The sequence below is a fragment of the Ruegeria sp. CJ6 genome (genome assembly GCF_056536665.1).
Window position 1 is genome coordinate 123,841 of the sequence record NZ_JBQFQB010000007.1, and the last position, 16,627, is coordinate 140,467.

Sequence of the window (16,627 nt, forward strand, 5' to 3'; positions counted from 1 at the left end):
ATCCATTACTCCGCAGGGGTTTCAGAGGCACCGGGTTCAATCACCTCTTTCCGGGGCACCCAGATCGAGTAGATGAACAGCAGCGCACCAAGCACCACAACCACACCAGAGCCAAGACGCATCCAGTAGAAGATCGCGATCTGGTCCTGCACGTCCATGAAGTAGTCACCGACCACACGTTGCATGTGAGTCTGCACGGTACCACCGAAGGTCAGGACGAAGGTCATGAAGACCATGCCGCTGGTCATAAGCCAGAACGAGCCCATGTTCAGAACCTGATTGTAGGGATCGCGATTCTTGAGGATCGGCATTGCATAGCTGAAGATCGCCAGGTTGAGGCAGACATAAGCACCGTAGAAGGCCAAGTGACCGTGGGCTGCGGTGATCTGCGTGCCATGGGTATAGTAGTTCACCCCGTGCAGCGTGTGCAGGAAGCCCCAGACACCGGCACCGAAGAAGGCAAGCGTTGCACAGCCCAGTGACCACAGCAGAGCAGCCTTGTTAGGGTGGTCACGACGGCCCTTCCAGACCATGACGAAGGCAAAGGCCATCATCGCGAAGAACGGGATCACCTCGAGGCTTGAGAAGATCGAACCGATCCACTGCCAATAGCCGGGTGTACCGATCCAATAGTAGTGGTGACCTGTCCCAAGGATGCCCGAGAACAGCGCGGCGGCGACGATGACATAGAGCCATTTCTCGACCACCTCACGGTCAACGCCCGTAAGCTTCAGCATCAGGTAGGCCAGGATCGAGGCCATAATCAGCTCCCATACGCCTTCGACCCATAGGTGGACGACATACCACCAGTATTGCTTGTCCAAGGACAGGTTGCCCGGGTTGTAGAAAGCAAACAGGAACAGCAGCGCCAGACCCCAGAGGCCCAGAACAAGGATGCTCGAAATCGCCGTCTTCTTGCCCTTCAGAACGGTCAGTGACACGTTGTAAAGGAACATCAGCGCGGCCACGACGATGCCCGCCTTGACCCATTTGGGTTGTTCAAGGAACTCGCGCCCCTCTTTGCCCAGCAGCCAGTTGCCTTCGAACAGGTTGAAGACATAGGTCACGACCACGCCCAGCGTGCCAACCACAAGAATAATCAACTGCAGATAGGCCAGCTTGGTCGAATGGATCTCGCGCTCGGTCTCTTCGGGGATCAGGAAGTAGGCCGCACCGAAGAAGCCCAGCAGCAGCCAGACGATCAGAGAGTTGGTGTGCAGCATCCGTACGATATTGAACGGCAGAAGCTCACTCAGGAAGTTCGGGAATACATAGATGAAACCGGCCAGCAGGCCGCCGATTACCTGTACCGCGAACAGGGCCATCGCTACTGCGAAGTAGGCGTAGGCGATTTTTTGGGATTCGTATTTCATTGCTCCGTTCCCTTTCTCAGCCTGCCTCGTTGGGCGGCCAGCCCTGCGCATCGATGTTGTCCGTCCAGATCAAGAAGTTGGTCAGATCGCGGATCTCTTCGTCGCTGAGGTTGAAATTGGGCATCTGCCGACGACCGGGAATGCCGGTCGGTTGCGCCTCCATCCAGCCCTTGAGCGCTTCAAAGGCCGATTCCGGGTCGTCCAGCACACCCCAGCGGGTCATCACATTCCCGACTTCCGGCGCGTAGTAGGCGCCCTCGCCCAGGATCGTGTGACAGTTGATGCAGGCATGTTTTTCCCAGACATGTTTGCCCCGAACCACACTGTCATCAAGCTTCGCCGAATTCTCGGAGTTGACGATGTACCAGTGCGAGTGGGCCGACAGGGCCAGGAAGATGAGGATGAAGAACAGTGACCCGCCATAGAATATGTTGCGAGCCATGCTCTTTGTCATGACTTCTCGCATTGCGCTCTCCTTTGCGCAGATTAGCTAGTCTGATGACAATGGCGGGTGGGTCGCAGGGCTGCCTTAACGAAAGTCAAGCATGCCAAAGTAAGCGCGGAATTGGACACCTGTGGTCATAATTGCGTCAGTATCACTAAAATGCCCTCAGATTGCCTTGAAAAATAGTACTTAGAACAGCATGTTTCCGGACGTTCGAAAAGTTGAAGCGAGCGTTCTCGATTTATCGGTGAATAGAGGTGCTTAGATGGCACCTGAAGCGTGGTGGTTAAAGAATGGCGAACTACTCATACATCGGGTACGCACCCGGCGTCATTACGGTGAATACAATTGGGCCTGATACGATCACCCTGGACGCAAGCTATGACCCCGCGACGGACCGAAGGGTATTCAATGTTGAGGACGAGGCCGGTGGTTTCATTCGAAATGGGTTTGGCCCGCCAGTTCCCGATACCGGGGATGTTTTCAATGGCGACAGATTCAACAACGAAAATGGCGACGACGATACACAGACCGGAACGGTAACAAACCTTGATGGTTCGACAACGTTTCTGAGCGGCGACATCTATCTGGAAGAATCCTACATTCTGACGAATCCCGGCGGTGGGACAATCACTGTGTACCTTGTCGAGGTTGAAGGAACCAACGCTGGCTACATAACCTCTGAGCCCCTAGATCCCGGGGTGACGTATTCGATGAGCGTCGTCAACGTTACACCGAGCAACGCACCGGACACGACTGACCCCGGTTCCATCGTTGATGTTCCTTGTTTCTCAGCCGGAACGCTTATCGCGACACCTGATGGTGATGTCGCGATAGAAACGCTTTCCGCTGGTGACATGGTTGTCACCTTGGATCATGGGCCACAACCAATTCGCTGGATCGGCGCGCGCGCTCTGGATAGGTCTGAATTTGCGCTCAATCCCAAGCTGCGCCCGATCCGAATCACAGCGGGCAGCCTGGGAAGCAACCTGCCGCGACGTGATCTGTTGGTCTCACCGCAGCATCGCATGTTGATCCGTTCGAGTATCGCCGTTCGCATGTTCGACAGCGAAGAGGTTCTGGTCCCAGCCCATAAGCTGGTCGGCATACCCGGCATAACCGTCGACGAGACAGCTCAGGGCGTGGTGTATTTCCATATTCTGTTCGACCGGCATGAGATCGTGCTGGCGGAAGGCGCGCCGTCAGAAAGCCTATTCACAGGCAAGCAAGCCTTGAAAGGAATACAGCCCGAGGCGCTGGCCGAAATTGTTGCGCTCTTCCCAGAGTTAGCTTTGCCAGACCATCAACCAATCGCAGCCCGCCAGATTCCAAAACGCGGAAGACAAATCCATACTTTGCTGCAACGACATATTAAGAATGACAGGGCGTTGCTCCGACCTTCTTGATCTAAAAACCGTTGCTCAGGCCGCTAGACGTGGCCCGGTCAACGCGGGCCACATCGCAACCAGATACAAGACGATGGCGCAGATCCACAGCCCATCTGAGGCCAGCATCGCAACCAGATATCCCTGGTCAAACGCCGACCCGACCCAGCGCAAAACTGCGGCTGCCGCCATCAAACCGTAAGCGATCGCCATGGGCGGCGGGGCCACGAGGGCGCGGCCACTATGGCCAAGGGCGGCCCGACTCATCACGGCAAGGGTCATGCCGCCGACGCAGCCAATGCCCAGAACATGCAGCGCCCCGATCTCGCTGCCGAACCCCTGCACTGCCAGCCCCCACAGGATCAGGCCCAGCGCCAGCATGCCCAGCCCCAGATGCAACGCGATCAGGATCGGCTGCCGCAGTGCCCAGCGTGCGCGCCAACGTGCCATGCGCAGGATCTGAGCAACGCCAAGCATCAGCGCGATAGCGCCTGATACAGGTCCGATTCCAAAGACGAGCACGCTCAGCGGCAGTGACAGTGCAAGCCCCATAGCGGCTTTATCAAACGTTCCTACCGAAATAGGCCAGTTGGATTCGGGCTCTCCCGCGCGTTTCATCGCATTTCGGGTGAAAGCTGGCGTAATGCGCCCGCCAAGTATCGCGATTAGGCTACAGAGCGTCAGCAACCCCGCCCGCAATCCGATGTCCAGCGTATCGCTGGTCACACCGATCCACTCTAAATGGGTTAACAAGTTGGCAATCCAGATCGCACTGAGCAGCAAAAGGAATACCATGTTCTGCGGTTTGGGGCGTCGGATCAGCTGAGTAGCAATCTTTGCCGCCAGAATTGGAACAAAGACCAGATCGAACACAGCGACCAGAACCGGCGGCAGCGCACCGGAGAACCACATCGCTACCCGCCCGGCCAACCAGAGACCTGCGGCCAGCATGATGAACCTGGCGCGCGCCTCTGGGGTCCCGGTCCAGTTGGGAACAGCCGTCAGAAAGAACCCGCCCAGAGCTGCTGTGGCATAGCCAAAGATCATCTCATGCGCGTGCCACATTGGGGGACTCATGGAATAGGTTGGGTCTTCGTATCCGACCAACCCGGTCTGCGTCATCAACCAAAAACCCCACGCGCCTCCCGCGAACAGACCAAAAAGTCCGGCGGACAGGAAAAAGATGCGAAACCCCTCGCCCAATACGCGCGCGATCACTGCCGACATGCCTGTTCTCCTCGGCCTCAATGGCTGTTGGAACAGGTTTAGCAAGGCCGACCAGTGATGGACTTAACCGAAATCAAGCATCCGAAAAACATGTCCCTGAAACTCAGGTTTTCCCTTTGTTTTATGGCTCATTATAGCCCGTCAATTTCCAATTTGCGCGCGCTCCGTTGACTTTCGTCAAGGATGACAAACGCGTGATGTTTCACCCTAGGACCTGCCTCACCAGCAAATGGAGAGTGATCATGTCACTTGGAATCAGCTACAACAGAACTGGCCGCGCCTTAGGGGTCGGTTTGGCAATGTTGCTGGGCAGCGTCGCTGCGCCAGTCTTTGCCGAAGAGCCAACCCTGAGCAAGGAAGCCTTTGAATCATCAAAACAACTTTACTTTGAGCGCTGCGCCGGTTGTCACGGTGTGTTGCGCAAAGGGGCAACCGGCAAAAGCCTTGAGCCTCTGGTTGAAACGAAGAATGACGATGGTACCGTAACCGAGTCTGGCACCCTGAAACTGGGGCAGGAGCGACTGGAAAAAATCATCGCATGGGGCACCGAAGGCGGGATGAACAACTTCTCGGACGTGATGTCCGAAGAAGAAATCCGCGATATGGCGACCTACATCCAGATGGAGCCGCCCCAACCGCCGGAAATGTCGCTTGAACAGATGATGGCGACCCGCAAGGTCTATGTCGAACCCGAAGATTACCCGACCGAGCCGCTGCATGGCCGCAACTGGGAAAACTTCTTTGTCGTCATCGAACGTGACGTGGGCAAAGTGGCCGTGATCGACGGCGACACCAAAGAGGTGCTGGCGCATATCCCGACCGGTTACGCCGTGCACGTCCTGAAAGCGTCCGAGCACCATAAACTGGAAGAACCCGAAAATCCGGGCCGCTTCTGGTACACCATGGGCCGCGACGGGAAGATGACCAAGATCGACCTGTGGCAGAACCCCGAGAACATGCTGGTTGCCGAGGTTACCATTGGTTATGACGCGCGCGACGTGGCGGTATCGGGTGACGGTAAATACGTCATCGGTGGCGCCTATTGGCCCCCTCATTTCGCCATCGTCGACGCCGAAACCATGGAGCCGAAAAAGGTTGTCTCGACCCGGGGTTACAACGTGGACGGGGATTATGTGGAAGAGGCCCGCGTGGCCGCCATCTACACCACCCCGAACGAGCCCACATGGATCGTGGCCGTCAAGGAGCTCGGTCAGCTTTGGCAGGTGGACTACTCCGATCTGGACAACCTGCGGATCGACAAGATCGACAGCGCAAAGTTCCTGCATGACGGGTTCTTTGATCCGACCGGCCGTTATTTCCAGATCGCCGCAAACGCGTCGAACAAGATGGTCGTGGTCGATACCGAGACTCACAAGCTGGAAGCTATGATCGATACCGCGCCGCTGCCGCACCCCGGCCCGGGCGCCAACTGGGATGACCCGAATTGCGGTCCTGTTGCCGGTACGACCCACTTGGGCGAAGGCACGGTTACCGTTTGGGGCAACGACCCCGAAGGCCGCCCGGACGATGCCTGGAAGGTCTGCTATGAGGTGGAAACCGACGGACCCGGTCTGTTCATCCGGACCCATCCGAACTCGGACTACATCTGGGCCGACCAGACCAAGCACCCCGAGCCTGAGATCCAGCAATCGGTGCAGGTCATCGACAAGGCAACCGGTGAGATCGTGAAAACGATCCAGATCACAGAAGAGGAAGGCAACGTCGCCGTCCACTTCGAGTTCAACCAAGACGGATCCGAGGTCTGGGTGTCCAAGTGGAACCGCTCGACCTCGAAAGAGCCAAATGGCGAGATCGTGATCTTCGACGCCAAGACGCTGGAAGAGATCGGCCGCGTGAAGGGACTGTTTGCACCCACCGGCAAGTTCAACGTCTACAACCGTTCGAACCACGTCACCTGACGGGTTTTGTACTCAGCACCGGAAAGGGCGGGCCCCTCGCCCGCCCTTTCCTCGTTTGACTCATCAGCCAAATCCACAGGCCTGACATCCAGGGCCAGAAAAAGAAGCCAAAACGGAGACCGGATATGACCTCCGAACCGGAAAAGAAAAAACCAATCTGGCGCCGGTATTTCCTGTGGGGAATGCCCGTGGCCGGGATCGCTGCGGCCTTTGCCGCCGGCATCATCTTCTGGGGCGGGTTCAACACCGCTATGGAAGCTACCAACACCAAGGAATTCTGCGTCTCGTGCCACGAGATGCGAGATTTCGTTTACGAAGAATACACCGGCACAATCCACGACGTGAACCGTTCGGGCGTAGGCGCGGTCTGTTCCGACTGTCACGTGCCCAAGGATTGGACTCACAAGATCATCCGTAAGATCAAGGCGTCCAAAGAACTGTATGGCAAGGTGGTCGGCACGATAAACACGCGCGAGAAATTCGAAGCCAAGCGCGTGCATCTGGCTATGAATGAATGGGAGCGGATGAAATCCACGGACTCGCGCGAGTGCCGCAACTGCCATGACTTCGAGTCGATGATGCCCGAGTTCCAGAAACCCCGCGCCCGTCAGCAGCACCTGAACGCGATGACCGTTGGTCAGACCTGTATTGACTGCCACAAGGGGATTGCGCACTCGGACGCCCGCGACCGGGCCGACGAAGAGTATCTGGAAAAGCTTGAAGCGCCGAACCCAGATTTCATTCGCGAAATCCCGGCCGAATACCTGGCAAGTCTCGAACGCATCGAAGCCAAGGAAGCTGCCGATGCCGAGGCTGAGAAAGCCGCGCGTGTAGCCCAGCAAGAGGCCGTACAGGCCCAGATCGCAGCAGCGGTTGACGCAGCCGTCGCGGAAGAGCGTGCCAAAGCTTCTGGCGAAGATGCCGCAGCCCCGGCAGATGGCGGCAGCGATGTTGGCACAAATATCGATTGGGCCGCTGTCCCCGGTGCAGATATGAAACTGTTCTATCCCGGTCAGGCCTCGTTTGAATGGGTTCAGAACGGCAGATCCCACGGCGGAGCACGTCCTTTGACCAAGGGCGGAGACAAGTGCACCACCTGTCACGCTGCCGAACTAGACGCGATCGGCAACAAGATCGTGGCCGGTGGGGATCTGGAACCAACCCCGATCCCGGGCAAACGCGGCGTGATAGACGCCACCGTTCAAGCCGCGCATGATGATGAGACCCTCTATATCCGTCTGCAATGGCCGGATGCGGGCCACAACCCCGCCCCCTTTGTCGATGGCGGCAAGATGGACCCGGACAACCAGATCAAGGTGGCCATGATGATCACCGGCACTGGGATTGAGCTGGGCGATCAGGTCGGCTGCTGGGCCTCGTGCCATGCAGACAACAGCTACATGCCCTTTGACCCGGGTGCCGAGGCGATTGCCGCAAATGGCGATGTCTCGGGTCGGCTGAGCACGCAGGACACTGTGACCAAATACATCAGCGAAAGCCGCACCGAGGTCGAGATCAAAGGCCGCCGCGGTAAGGCGCTGGGTGGCTGGGACAAGCTGCAGGCCGCCGATCAGATCGAGCAGTATCTGGCCGATGGCACCTATCTGGATCTGATGCGCGTCTACGCGGACGGCAGCGCCACCAACGGCTATCTGCTGGAACAGCGCGTGGTCAATGACGGTGAGATCGCCGCCTCGGCCAGCCTTGATGCAGGTATGTGGACCGTGGTCTTCACGCGCCCATTGAACTCGGGCGCAGCTGGTGACGTGCCGCTGGAGGCCGGTCAGACCTATACGGTGGGCTTTGCCATCCACGATGACTTTGCCGCCGCACGGTTCCACCACGTGACGCTGGATACCAGCCTGGCATTGGACGACGACAATGCCTTCATCAACGTCGTCAAACAATAAGGAAGAGGGGCCGGGCAATCCGGCCCCTTCCGCTTAAAAGAGGAGACTTGGACAATGAAACCCCAACACCTTCTCCCTGCGCTGCTGCTTCTGGCCGCGCCCGCATGGGCAGAGGACACCGCCGCGCTGTGTGCCGAAGCCGAAGAGCGCTATGTCGAGCTGTTCGGTCAGCCCTCCTCCGCCGTTGAGGGTGCCGATGTGGTACTGATGTACAAATACACGTTCTGCCCAGCCGAGCTAACCGTGAAACCGGGCACAACCGTGCGCTGGGTGAATGTCGATAAGCGCACCAGTCACTCGGTCCTGCTGAAAGACGGCAGCGAGCCCGAAAGCGACCGTCTGTTTCCTGAGGAGACGGTTGACCTGACCTTCCTCACCCCGGGTCCACAGGACTATCTGTGTGGCCCACATTGGGAGACACAGAACATGATCGGCATGATCACCGTCGAACCCTGAGCCGAGGCAATCATACAGGCAAGCCGAAAGGAGCACGGGGCAATTCCCGCGCTCCTTAACTTTAGTCAAGGAGGTTCCTTTCAGATTACGCCAGTCTGGCCGCATGACACGCCCGGCTCACCCAGCAACGTCCCCTGATCGCGCAGGAATTCCGGGCTCCGAAGACATTCAGACCAAGCGAGTTTGCACATGAGCGGTAAGGTTTTTCTGATTGGCGCAGGCCCCGGTGACCCCGAACTGATGACCCTGCGCGCGCTGCGGATGCTGCAAGAGGCGGACGTGGTGGTCTATGACCGTCTGGTCTCGGCCGATATCCTCAATCTGCACGCTGATGGCGCACGGCTGATCCCGGTTGGGAAGACCCCCAAGTGTCATACCGTGCCGCAGGATCGCATCAACGAAATCCTCGTCGAGGAAGCCAGCGCCGGTCACACCGTTGCGCGCCTCAAGGGGGGTGACCCGATGATCTTCGGACGCGGCTCGGAAGAGGCCGCGCACCTGATGGCAAACGGCATCCCAGTCGAATACGCGCCGGGCATCACCGCCGCCCAAGGGGCATCCTGTTCCACCGGCGTGCCGCTGACCCATCGCGGGCTGGCGACCTCGGTGCAATATGTCACCGGGCACCGACAGGCCGACAAGGTGTTGGATCTGGATTGGAAACGTCTGGCCGACCCGGACTCGACCTTGGTCGTCTATATGGGCGTCGCCAATATCGGTCAGATCGCCATGGGACTGATGACCGAGAACCTACCCGGTTCAACTCCGGTTTTGGCGGTTGGCAAAGCGACCACACCTGATGAGCGCCGGATGGTATCCCGGCTGGATCGGCTGGCCGCTGATGTGCGCAAGGCCGGGCTAAAGGCGCCCACGCTGTTCATCATCGGCAAAGTAGTTTCACTTTGCGCAGAACGGCCTGTGGCCGACCTTTTGGAGCAGGCGCATGGCTAAGTTCGGTTCCAGAAGGCCGGCACAGCAACCGGCTGTGAGAGGACGCAAAGGATGGGCGGCACGTGCTGTTCTCACTTCCGCAGTGCTTGTTGCCACCACGGCCTTCGCCGCCGACACTCTTGACCCCAACGCACTGAAGCGTCTTGTCCATCAGGACTGCGGCTCTTGCCACGGGCTGTCGCTGAAAGGCGGTCTCGGCCCTGATCTGAGATCCGAGACTCTGGAGCACTACGACGCGGACGTTCTGACCGGCGTAATCCTCGACGGCATCCCCGACACCGCGATGCCCCCATGGCGGCCCTTGATCAGCGAAGAAGAGGCCGAATGGATCGCCCGCTACCTGCTGGCACAGGAGGCACAATGAAACAGCTCATCCTTACCCTCGCCGCCACTTTGCTCATGACCACCGCCCAGGCTGAACCCACCGCGACGGGCGACCTTGGACTTGTGATCGAACGCGCCAAGGGCTCGGTTCTACTGGTGGACCAATCCGACCGCGCCGCGCTGGCCCGGATCGAAGGGTTGGGCGATCTGTCCCATGCCTCGCTGGTCTATTCACCCGATGAACGCTTTGCCTATGTTTTTGGGCGTGACGGCGGCCTGACTAAGGTGGATATCGTCACCCGCCAGATCGTGAACCGGGTCGTGCAGGCGGGCAACGCCATTGGCGGTGCCATTTCGGATGACGGCGAGCTGGTCGCTGTATCGAATTATGAACCTGGCGGTGTGCGCGTCTTCGATGCGGACACGCTAGAGATGGTCGCGGACATTCCTACCGACAGCAAAACCATCGGATTGGTCGATGCACCCGGCCGCCGGTTTGTTTTTACCATGTGGGACACGGGCGAGACCTGGATTGCTGATTTCTCCAACGGCGCACCCGCGATCACCAAGATCCCCGAAATGGGCAAGAACCCATATGACGCGCTGATCACCGCAAATGGCCGCACCTATATCACCGGCTTGTTTGGCGAGGATGGCCTGACCGCGCTGGACCTTTGGGCCGAGACGCCCGAACCCATCCGCGTGCTGCCCAACTATGGGCGCGGGCAAGAGGAGATGCCGGTCTACAAGATGCCCCACCTCGAAGGCTGGGCGCTGACCGGGCGCGAATTTGTGCTGCCCGCCGTCGGCCATCACGAGGTTCTGTGGATCGACGCCGACACTTTGACCGAAACCGGACGTACGCAGACCCATGGTCAGCCGGTCTTTGCCATGGCGCGTCCTGACGGGCGGCAGGTTTGGGTGAACTTTGCCCACCCTCTGAACGACACCATTCAGGTTATTGATTCTGTGACCAAGGAGATCATTCACGAATTCAAACCCGGCCCTGCCGTACTGCATATGGAGTTCACTCCGCGAGGGCATGAGGTCTGGATCAGCGTGCGCGACGCCAACAAGGTTATGGTCTACGACACGCAAACGTTTGAAAAACTGCGCGAGATCGACGCCGACAGCCCCTCGGGCATTTTCTTCACCGCACGTGCACACAGAACGGGGCTTTGACATGCAGCATATCACCGACCCGATCGACCGCCGTCTTTTGGACGATTTCCAGCGTGATTTTCCCATCGTAGAGCGCCCGTTTCAGGTTCTGGCCGACGCCCTTGGGCTGGAAGAGGCAGAGGTGCTCGACCGTCTGGCCCGGATGCGCAAAACCGGGCGCATAACGCGGGTTGGTGCGACTATCGCACCCGGCGCGGTTTCCGCCAGTACGCTGGCGGCTGTGGCGGCTCCGGAAGAACGGCTGGAAGAGGTCGCGGCGCTGATCGATGCGGAACCAGGTGTGAACCACAATTACCAGCGCGAGGATGACTGGAACCTTTGGTTTGTGGCCACTGGCCCGGACCGGGCGCATGTGAACGACACCCTCGCAAGGATCTCGCAGCGCTCGGGGCTGCGGGTTCTGGATTTGCGGCTGGTTCGGCCGTTCAACATTGATCTGGGCTTTCGTATGTCGGGCGAGACCCGCAATGCCCCTGGCCCGCGAAAAGTGGATCGTTCGGCAATGCGAGAAGGCGACCGCCCCCTGTTGCAGGCCCTCAGTTCCGGCCTGTCGCTGGTCTCAGATCCTTATGCGGCGCTGGCCCGAACCCTGGACCGCGACACAGACGACGTGATGGATCGCGTAGCCGCCTTGCACCGGGCCGGGATCATCTCTCGCCTGGGGGTCATCGTACGCCACCGCGCTTTGGGCTGGTCCGCCAATGCAATGGTAGTTTGGGATATGCCAGCCGAGCAGGTCAGCAGCGCTGGCCCGGCACTGGCAGCGCATCCAGGTGTGACACTGTGCTATGAGCGCAACCCGGTCAAGGATGTCTGGCCCTATCGCCTCTATTCCATGATCCATGCACGCTCGCGCCCCGAAGCGATGGAGGTTCTGGCCGCAGCCGCCGCTCTGCCCGAACTGGCAGGCGCACGGAACAAAGTGCTGTTCTCGACCCGTTGTTTCAAACAGACCGGCGCGTTGATCCAACCGAAAGAGGCAGCAGCATGACTATGGACGCAACCGACCGCGTAATCCTGAACCGGATGCAGGATGACCTGCCGCTGACCGCGCATCCCTTTGCCAGTGTAGCTCAGGAACTTGGGATTCCCGAAGACGAACTCCTAACCCGTCTCGCACGAATGAAAGAGCAGCGGATCATCACACGTTTCGGCCCGTTTTTCGACGCCGCTGCAATGGGTGGAGCGTTCTGCCTGTGCGCCATGGCCGTGCCAGAGGATGAATTCGAAACCGTCCTGACCAAAGTCAATGCGCACGCCGAGGTTGCCCATAATTATGAGCGTACGCACCGGCTGAACATGTGGTTCGTGCTGGCCACCGAAACGCCTGAGGGGATCGAGGCCGCCGCTGATGCGATCGAACGGGAAACGGGGATCGAAGTTCTCCGTTTCCCCAAACTACAGGAATTTTTCATCGGCTTCCGGGTGGCAGCATGATCGACGTTCAGGACAGAGAGATTATCGAAGCGCTGCAAAGCGGTCTGCCGCTTGTGCCTGCGCCTTACGCAGCCGTTGCCGAAAAGCTTGGGTTGGACGAGGATGCCCTTTTGTATCGTCTGGCGGAGCTGAAATCCCATGGTGTTATCCGCCGCATCGCCGCCGCTCCGAACCACTACAAGCTGGGGATGACGGCAAACGGGATGACTGTTTGGGATGTAGACGACAGCCAGATTGCGGAATTGGGCACTCAGATCGGGGCGCTGCCCTTTGTCACCCACTGCTACGAACGTCCCCGCGCCCTGCCCGATTGGCCATATAACCTGTTCGCCATGGTCCACGGTTCTGACCGGGACGAGGTCGAGGAAAAACGCGCCGAGATCACCGCCATTCTGGGCGAGGCCTGCCGGGCCAAGGACATCCTTTATTCCACGCGCATCCTGAAGAAGACAGGGCTGCGGTTGAAAAAGAAAGGCTGAGACATGTTCCGCCTGACTGAATACATGCAGCAGCTCGTCAAACCGACACCGGTGCGCAGACGCCGTCCCGGCCCGGTGAAGCCGGTAGTGATCTGGAACCTGACGCGGCGCTGCAATCTGAAATGCCGCCACTGTTACACCGTTTCAGCAGATGTCGCGTTCCCCGGTGAGCTCAGTCACGAGCAAGCCATGGTAACCCTTGAGGATCTGGGCCAATTCCGCGTCCCGGCCCTGATCCTCTCGGGTGGGGAACCGCTGGACCGGTTCGATTTCTTCGACATCGCCAAACGCGCCCGCGATCTGGTGCCGATGCTGGCACTGTCGACCAACGGTACGCGGATTTACGACGAAACCGCCGACATGATCGCCGACGTGGGCTTCAACTATGTCGGCATTTCGCTGGACGGGATCGGGGCCACAAATGACTGGTTCCGGGGCGTCGAAGGCGCCTTTGCCGACGCCCTGCGCGGTGTTCGCGAATGTAAGAAGCGCGGCATCAAAGTGGGTCTGCGGTTCTGCCTGACCGAGGGCACACAGCACCACCTGCCTGACCTGCTGCAACTGTGCGACGACGAGGGTGTCGACAAGTTCTACCTGTCTCACCTCGTCTATGCCGGGCGCGGTGACAAGAACCGAGGCGAGGATGCCGAGCATTTGCGCACCCGTAAGGGTTTGGATTTGTTGTTGGAACGCGCGTGGGAAGCCGTCTCAGGCGGTCGTCCGCTGGATATCGTGACTGGCAATAACGATGCCGATGCCGGGTATTTCCTGAACTGGGTCCGGACGCATTTCGACGACGACAAAGCCGCCCATGTGCGCGAGCATCTGGCGGCGTGGGGTGGGAACTCGAGCGGGCTGGGCGTGGCCAATATCGACAACCTCGGCCGCGTGCATCCCGATACCTATTGGTCCGATTACACTGTTGGCAATGTGAAGACCAAATCGTTTTCGGAACTCTGGACCAGCGATGACCCGATGCTCGCCATGCTGCGTACCCGTCCGCGTCCTTTGAAGGGGCGTTGCGGGGCTTGTCAGTTAAAGGATGTCTGCGGCGGCAACACCCGCATCCGTGCCTTGCAACTGACCGGCGACCCGTGGGCCGAGGACCCGGCCTGCTATCTATCAAACGAAGAAATCGGCGTGCAGGGCGCAGGCGAGCGTTTGCAGGTCACGCCGTTCCGAGGGAAAAGCCATGATCCGGCGCATCAATTCTTTTGACACCTTGAAAATCGGCACATTCTGCTCGCTGCTGCTGACCGGCGCAGCTTGGGCTGATGCACCTTCGGATTATGCCGAATTCTGTGCCTCATGCCATGGTGAAAACCGTCTGGGTGGAGTCGGTCCGGCGCTGATCCCCGAGACGTTGAAACGGATGCGTGGGCCACGCGTGGCGGCGGTGATTGCCGAAGGGCGTACGGCCACCCAGATGCCTGCGTTTTCGCACGAGTTGGACGCGTTGCAGATCGAGGAACTGGCGGGATGGTTGAAATCTCCGCTGGAGACCGATCCCGAATGGGGCGAGGCCGATATCATGGCCAGCCGGACTCTGGATGATGAGTACGTATCGGTTGACGCGCCTGTCTGGGACAGCGACCCGATGAACATCACGCTGGTGGTGGAAACAGGCGATCATCATGTCAGTGTGCTGGACGGCGATACGTTCGAGGTTCTGGATCGGTTCGAAACCCCGTTCGCCGTGCATGGTGGGCCGAAGTTCAGCCCCGATGGGCGCTATGTCTTCATCATGTCGCGCGATGGCTGGGTGCAGAAATATGATATCTGGGCGCTGAAACAGGTGGGCCGCGTGCGCGCGGGGTTAAACAGCCGCAACATCGCCATGTCGGGTGACGGCAAATGGGTGGCGGTAGCGAACTATTTACCGAACTCGCTGACCCTGCTGTCGACAGAGGACTTGTCGGTCGCGAAAGTCATTGAAGTCAAAAGCAAAAAGGGCGTTCCCAGCCGTGTTTCCGCCGTTTATCAGGCACCGCCGCGCGAAAGCTTTGTTCTGGCGCTGAAGGATGTCCCCGAGATTTGGGAGGTGTTCTACGGGGCCAACCCGCCGCAATCCGGTATTGGCCACGATTTCCGCATCGAGGGGCAGTTCAAGAACCCTGACCCGTTCCCCGTGCGCAAGATCACCACGCCTGATTACCTGGACGATTTCTTTTTCGATCAGAGTTATGAATACGTTATGGGCGCCTCGCGTGATGGCAAGGGCGGGCAGGTGATTGATCTGGTGATCGGTCATAAGATCGCAGATCTGGACCTGCCGGGGATGCCTCACTTAGGTTCGGGGATCACCTGGCAGCAGGGCGACACCACCGTGATGGCTACGCCGCATCTGACCGATGGCACGGTCTCGGTGATCGACATGGGAACATGGGAAACCGTCAAGCGGATCAAAACCGAAGGGCCAGGATTTTTCATGCGCAGCCATGAGAACTCGCCTTACGTCTGGGCCGATGTGTTCTTTGGCCCGAACAAGGATGCCATGCACGTGATCGACAAGCAAAGCCTTGAAATCGTGAGAACTTTGCGCCCCGCGCCGGGTAAGACCGTGGCGCATGTAGAATTCACCAAGGATGGCAGTCACGCGCTGGTTTCGATCTGGGAAGATGACGGCGCGGTGATCGTCTATGACGCGCAAACGCTGGAAGAGGTCCGCCGCCTGCCGATGCGCAAACCGTCTGGGAAGTACAATGTCTGGAACAAAATCACCTTCTCGGAAGGCACCAGCCACTGAAGGCAAATGGCCGGTCTGGAAGCTGGCCATCCTGCTTTATCCGGCCACGGCTCTGACCGTGGCCATCAACCTGTTTCTGGCTGGGCTGATCCTGCACAGCGCGGGGTTTGGTGCGATTGAACCAGTACCTGCGATCTTATGGTCCATCCCCTTGGGCGTGCCCGCCTCATGGCTGGCAGGGCGCTGGGTGCGTGGCCTGATGGATGAGGCAGACAATTGATTTGAAAAGAAAATCAGAAATTTGCTTCACCTAACCTAAGTCAAGTCGCGACTCGGTAGAATCCAATACCCCAAAGGCATAGCTTTCCGAGTCGGAGACTCCATGCCTGCCCTGATCCCTCTGCACAATCTCCCTGTACGCGCAACTCGCGCGGCATGTGGGTTGGCAGGCATATTCCTTCTGTTGTTGCAGGCCTTTGGACCGGTGCTGGCGAGTCCCGGTGAAAGTGTCTGGATGGAGATCTGCTCGGAAGGCGGCGCGGTCTGGGTTGAAGTTGATCTTGAGGAGGACACCGAAGACCCGACCGCGTACTGCCCAAAATGCGCCGATTGCGCGCTGTGCGCTGTCACCAGTGCAGCGCCCGCACCCGAGCTGGTGCAGATACCGCAAATCGGAAACTTCCGTGTTGTACAGCTTCAGAACAGCAAATCTTCCATGTTGTACAAGTCGCATAAGCTGTGGCCCGAAACCCGGGGACCTCCGCGCCCGACCCAAGAAACTGCTGAACGCGCCCTGCGCGCGTCCATGGCGTCCACCCTAAGTATCGGAGGTGCGCCGTGGTCGTAAGTCGCG

General features: G+C 58.9%; 17 protein-coding genes. 14 read left to right on the forward strand and 3 right to left on the reverse strand.

Translation table 11 applies throughout. The features are described 5' to 3' along the window. Nucleotides 1-5 precede the first annotated feature (5 nt). The gene (locus tag ACR0BT_RS18560) at nucleotides 6-1,373 is read right to left on the reverse strand and encodes a cbb3-type cytochrome c oxidase subunit I (protein ID WP_170398155.1); all 1,368 of its coding nucleotides are present in this window, start codon (nucleotides 1,371-1,373) and stop codon (nucleotides 6-8) included. A 16-nt stretch (nucleotides 1,374-1,389) separates the two neighbouring features. After that, nucleotides 1,390-1,839, reverse strand: coding sequence for a c-type cytochrome (locus ACR0BT_RS18565; protein ID WP_170398152.1), 450 nt, complete (start codon nucleotides 1,837-1,839; stop codon nucleotides 1,390-1,392). Between the two features lie 272 nt (nucleotides 1,840-2,111). Between ACR0BT_RS18565 and ACR0BT_RS18570 the strand changes: the two genes are divergently transcribed. Beyond that, complete coding sequence (locus ACR0BT_RS18570) at nucleotides 2,112-3,224, forward strand: Hint domain-containing protein (RefSeq protein WP_480763802.1); 1,113 nt, start codon at nucleotides 2,112-2,114, stop codon at nucleotides 3,222-3,224. A gap of 15 nt (nucleotides 3,225-3,239) precedes the next feature. Here ACR0BT_RS18570 and ACR0BT_RS18575 read toward each other — a convergent pair whose 3' ends face one another. Continuing rightward, nucleotides 3,240-4,430, reverse strand: a complete 1,191-nt coding sequence (locus ACR0BT_RS18575) for an NnrS family protein (protein ID WP_480562910.1) — start codon at nucleotides 4,428-4,430, stop codon at nucleotides 3,240-3,242. Between the two features lie 242 nt (nucleotides 4,431-4,672). On the opposite strand from ACR0BT_RS18575, the gene ACR0BT_RS18580 reads away from it, so the two are divergent. The 13 genes from ACR0BT_RS18580 (at nucleotide 4,673) to ACR0BT_RS18640 (ending at nucleotide 16,621) form a co-directional block, all read left to right on the forward strand. Then, entirely contained in the window at nucleotides 4,673-6,349 is a 1,677-nt protein-coding gene (locus ACR0BT_RS18580) for a cytochrome D1 domain-containing protein (RefSeq protein WP_170398146.1), read from the forward strand. A gap of 125 nt (nucleotides 6,350-6,474) precedes the next feature. Beyond that, on the forward strand, nucleotides 6,475-8,259 hold the full coding sequence (locus ACR0BT_RS18585) for a NapC/NirT family cytochrome c (RefSeq protein WP_480763803.1): 1,785 nt from the start codon (nucleotides 6,475-6,477) through the stop codon (nucleotides 8,257-8,259). A 54-nt stretch (nucleotides 8,260-8,313) separates the two neighbouring features. After that, the gene (locus ACR0BT_RS18590) at nucleotides 8,314-8,715 is read left to right on the forward strand and encodes a plastocyanin/azurin family copper-binding protein (protein WP_170398140.1); all 402 of its coding nucleotides are present in this window, start codon (nucleotides 8,314-8,316) and stop codon (nucleotides 8,713-8,715) included. Between the two features lie 189 nt (nucleotides 8,716-8,904). Next, nucleotides 8,905-9,666: a uroporphyrinogen-III C-methyltransferase gene (gene cobA, locus ACR0BT_RS18595; protein ID WP_480763804.1), complete on the forward strand. Its 762-nt coding sequence runs from the start codon at nucleotides 8,905-8,907 to the stop codon at nucleotides 9,664-9,666. 82 nt (nucleotides 9,667-9,748) lie between these two features. Next, the gene (locus ACR0BT_RS18600; protein WP_170398540.1) at nucleotides 9,749-10,030 is read left to right on the forward strand and encodes a c-type cytochrome; all 282 of its coding nucleotides are present in this window, start codon (nucleotides 9,749-9,751) and stop codon (nucleotides 10,028-10,030) included. Beyond that, entirely contained in the window at nucleotides 10,027-11,172 is a 1,146-nt protein-coding gene (locus ACR0BT_RS18605) for a cytochrome D1 domain-containing protein (protein ID WP_480763806.1), read from the forward strand. The genes ACR0BT_RS18600 and ACR0BT_RS18605 overlap by 4 nt, the downstream gene beginning before the upstream one ends. Before the next feature lies 1 nt (nucleotide 11,173). Further along, nucleotides 11,174-12,163, forward strand: coding sequence for a siroheme decarboxylase subunit beta (ahbB, locus tag ACR0BT_RS18610; RefSeq protein ID WP_480763807.1), 990 nt, complete (start codon nucleotides 11,174-11,176; stop codon nucleotides 12,161-12,163). After that, a complete protein-coding gene (locus tag ACR0BT_RS18615; protein WP_170513576.1) occupies nucleotides 12,160-12,609 on the forward strand; it encodes an Lrp/AsnC family transcriptional regulator in 450 nt (149 codons plus the stop codon). Before ahbB (ACR0BT_RS18610) ends, ACR0BT_RS18615 begins: the two co-directional genes overlap by 4 nt. Continuing rightward, nucleotides 12,606-13,088: a siroheme decarboxylase subunit beta gene (gene ahbB / locus ACR0BT_RS18620; protein WP_170398124.1), complete on the forward strand. Its 483-nt coding sequence runs from the start codon at nucleotides 12,606-12,608 to the stop codon at nucleotides 13,086-13,088. Before ACR0BT_RS18615 ends, ahbB (ACR0BT_RS18620) begins: the two co-directional genes overlap by 4 nt. A 3-nt stretch (nucleotides 13,089-13,091) precedes the next feature. Next, a complete protein-coding gene (nirJ, locus tag ACR0BT_RS18625; RefSeq protein WP_480562906.1) occupies nucleotides 13,092-14,306 on the forward strand; it encodes a heme d1 biosynthesis radical SAM protein NirJ in 1,215 nt (404 codons plus the stop codon). After that, a complete protein-coding gene (locus ACR0BT_RS18630; protein ID WP_170425514.1) occupies nucleotides 14,281-15,834 on the forward strand; it encodes a nitrite reductase in 1,554 nt (517 codons plus the stop codon). The genes nirJ and ACR0BT_RS18630 overlap by 26 nt, the downstream gene beginning before the upstream one ends. Next, nucleotides 15,791-16,054: a hypothetical protein gene (locus tag ACR0BT_RS18635; protein ID WP_480763808.1), complete on the forward strand. Its 264-nt coding sequence runs from the start codon at nucleotides 15,791-15,793 to the stop codon at nucleotides 16,052-16,054. Before ACR0BT_RS18630 ends, ACR0BT_RS18635 begins: the two co-directional genes overlap by 44 nt. A gap of 102 nt (nucleotides 16,055-16,156) precedes the next feature. Continuing rightward, a complete protein-coding gene (locus tag ACR0BT_RS18640; protein WP_170737087.1) occupies nucleotides 16,157-16,621 on the forward strand; it encodes a DUF2946 family protein in 465 nt (154 codons plus the stop codon). Nucleotides 16,622-16,627 lie beyond the last annotated feature (6 nt).

Bases quoted from the DNA above. Each gene is read 5' to 3' on its own strand.
- ACR0BT_RS18630 (WP_170425514.1), top strand. From the start codon at position 14,281: ATGATCCGGCGCATCAATTCTTTTGACACCTTGAAAATCGGCACATTC.
- ahbB (WP_170398124.1), top strand. From the start codon at position 12,606: ATGATCGACGTTCAGGACAGAGAGATTATCGAAGCGCTGCAAAGCGGT.
- ACR0BT_RS18565 (WP_170398152.1), bottom strand. From the start codon at position 1,839: ATGCGAGAAGTCATGACAAAGAGCATGGCTCGCAACATATTCTATGGC.
- ACR0BT_RS18570 (WP_480763802.1), top strand. From the start codon at position 2,112: ATGGCGAACTACTCATACATCGGGTACGCACCCGGCGTCATTACGGTG.
- ACR0BT_RS18585 (WP_480763803.1), top strand. From the start codon at position 6,475: ATGACCTCCGAACCGGAAAAGAAAAAACCAATCTGGCGCCGGTATTTC.
- ACR0BT_RS18575 (WP_480562910.1), bottom strand. From the start codon at position 4,430: ATGTCGGCAGTGATCGCGCGCGTATTGGGCGAGGGGTTTCGCATCTTT.
- ACR0BT_RS18605 (WP_480763806.1), top strand. From the start codon at position 10,027: ATGAAACAGCTCATCCTTACCCTCGCCGCCACTTTGCTCATGACCACC.
- ACR0BT_RS18615 (WP_170513576.1), top strand. From the start codon at position 12,160: ATGACTATGGACGCAACCGACCGCGTAATCCTGAACCGGATGCAGGAT.
- cobA (WP_480763804.1), top strand. From the start codon at position 8,905: ATGAGCGGTAAGGTTTTTCTGATTGGCGCAGGCCCCGGTGACCCCGAA.
- ACR0BT_RS18560 (WP_170398155.1), bottom strand. From the start codon at position 1,373: ATGAAATACGAATCCCAAAAAATCGCCTACGCCTACTTCGCAGTAGCG.
- ACR0BT_RS18635 (WP_480763808.1), top strand. From the start codon at position 15,791: ATGTCTGGAACAAAATCACCTTCTCGGAAGGCACCAGCCACTGAAGGC.
- ACR0BT_RS18640 (WP_170737087.1), top strand. From the start codon at position 16,157: ATGCCTGCCCTGATCCCTCTGCACAATCTCCCTGTACGCGCAACTCGC.
- ahbB (WP_480763807.1), top strand. From the start codon at position 11,174: ATGCAGCATATCACCGACCCGATCGACCGCCGTCTTTTGGACGATTTC.
- nirJ (WP_480562906.1), top strand. From the start codon at position 13,092: ATGTTCCGCCTGACTGAATACATGCAGCAGCTCGTCAAACCGACACCG.
- ACR0BT_RS18590 (WP_170398140.1), top strand. From the start codon at position 8,314: ATGAAACCCCAACACCTTCTCCCTGCGCTGCTGCTTCTGGCCGCGCCC.
- ACR0BT_RS18580 (WP_170398146.1), top strand. From the start codon at position 4,673: ATGTCACTTGGAATCAGCTACAACAGAACTGGCCGCGCCTTAGGGGTC.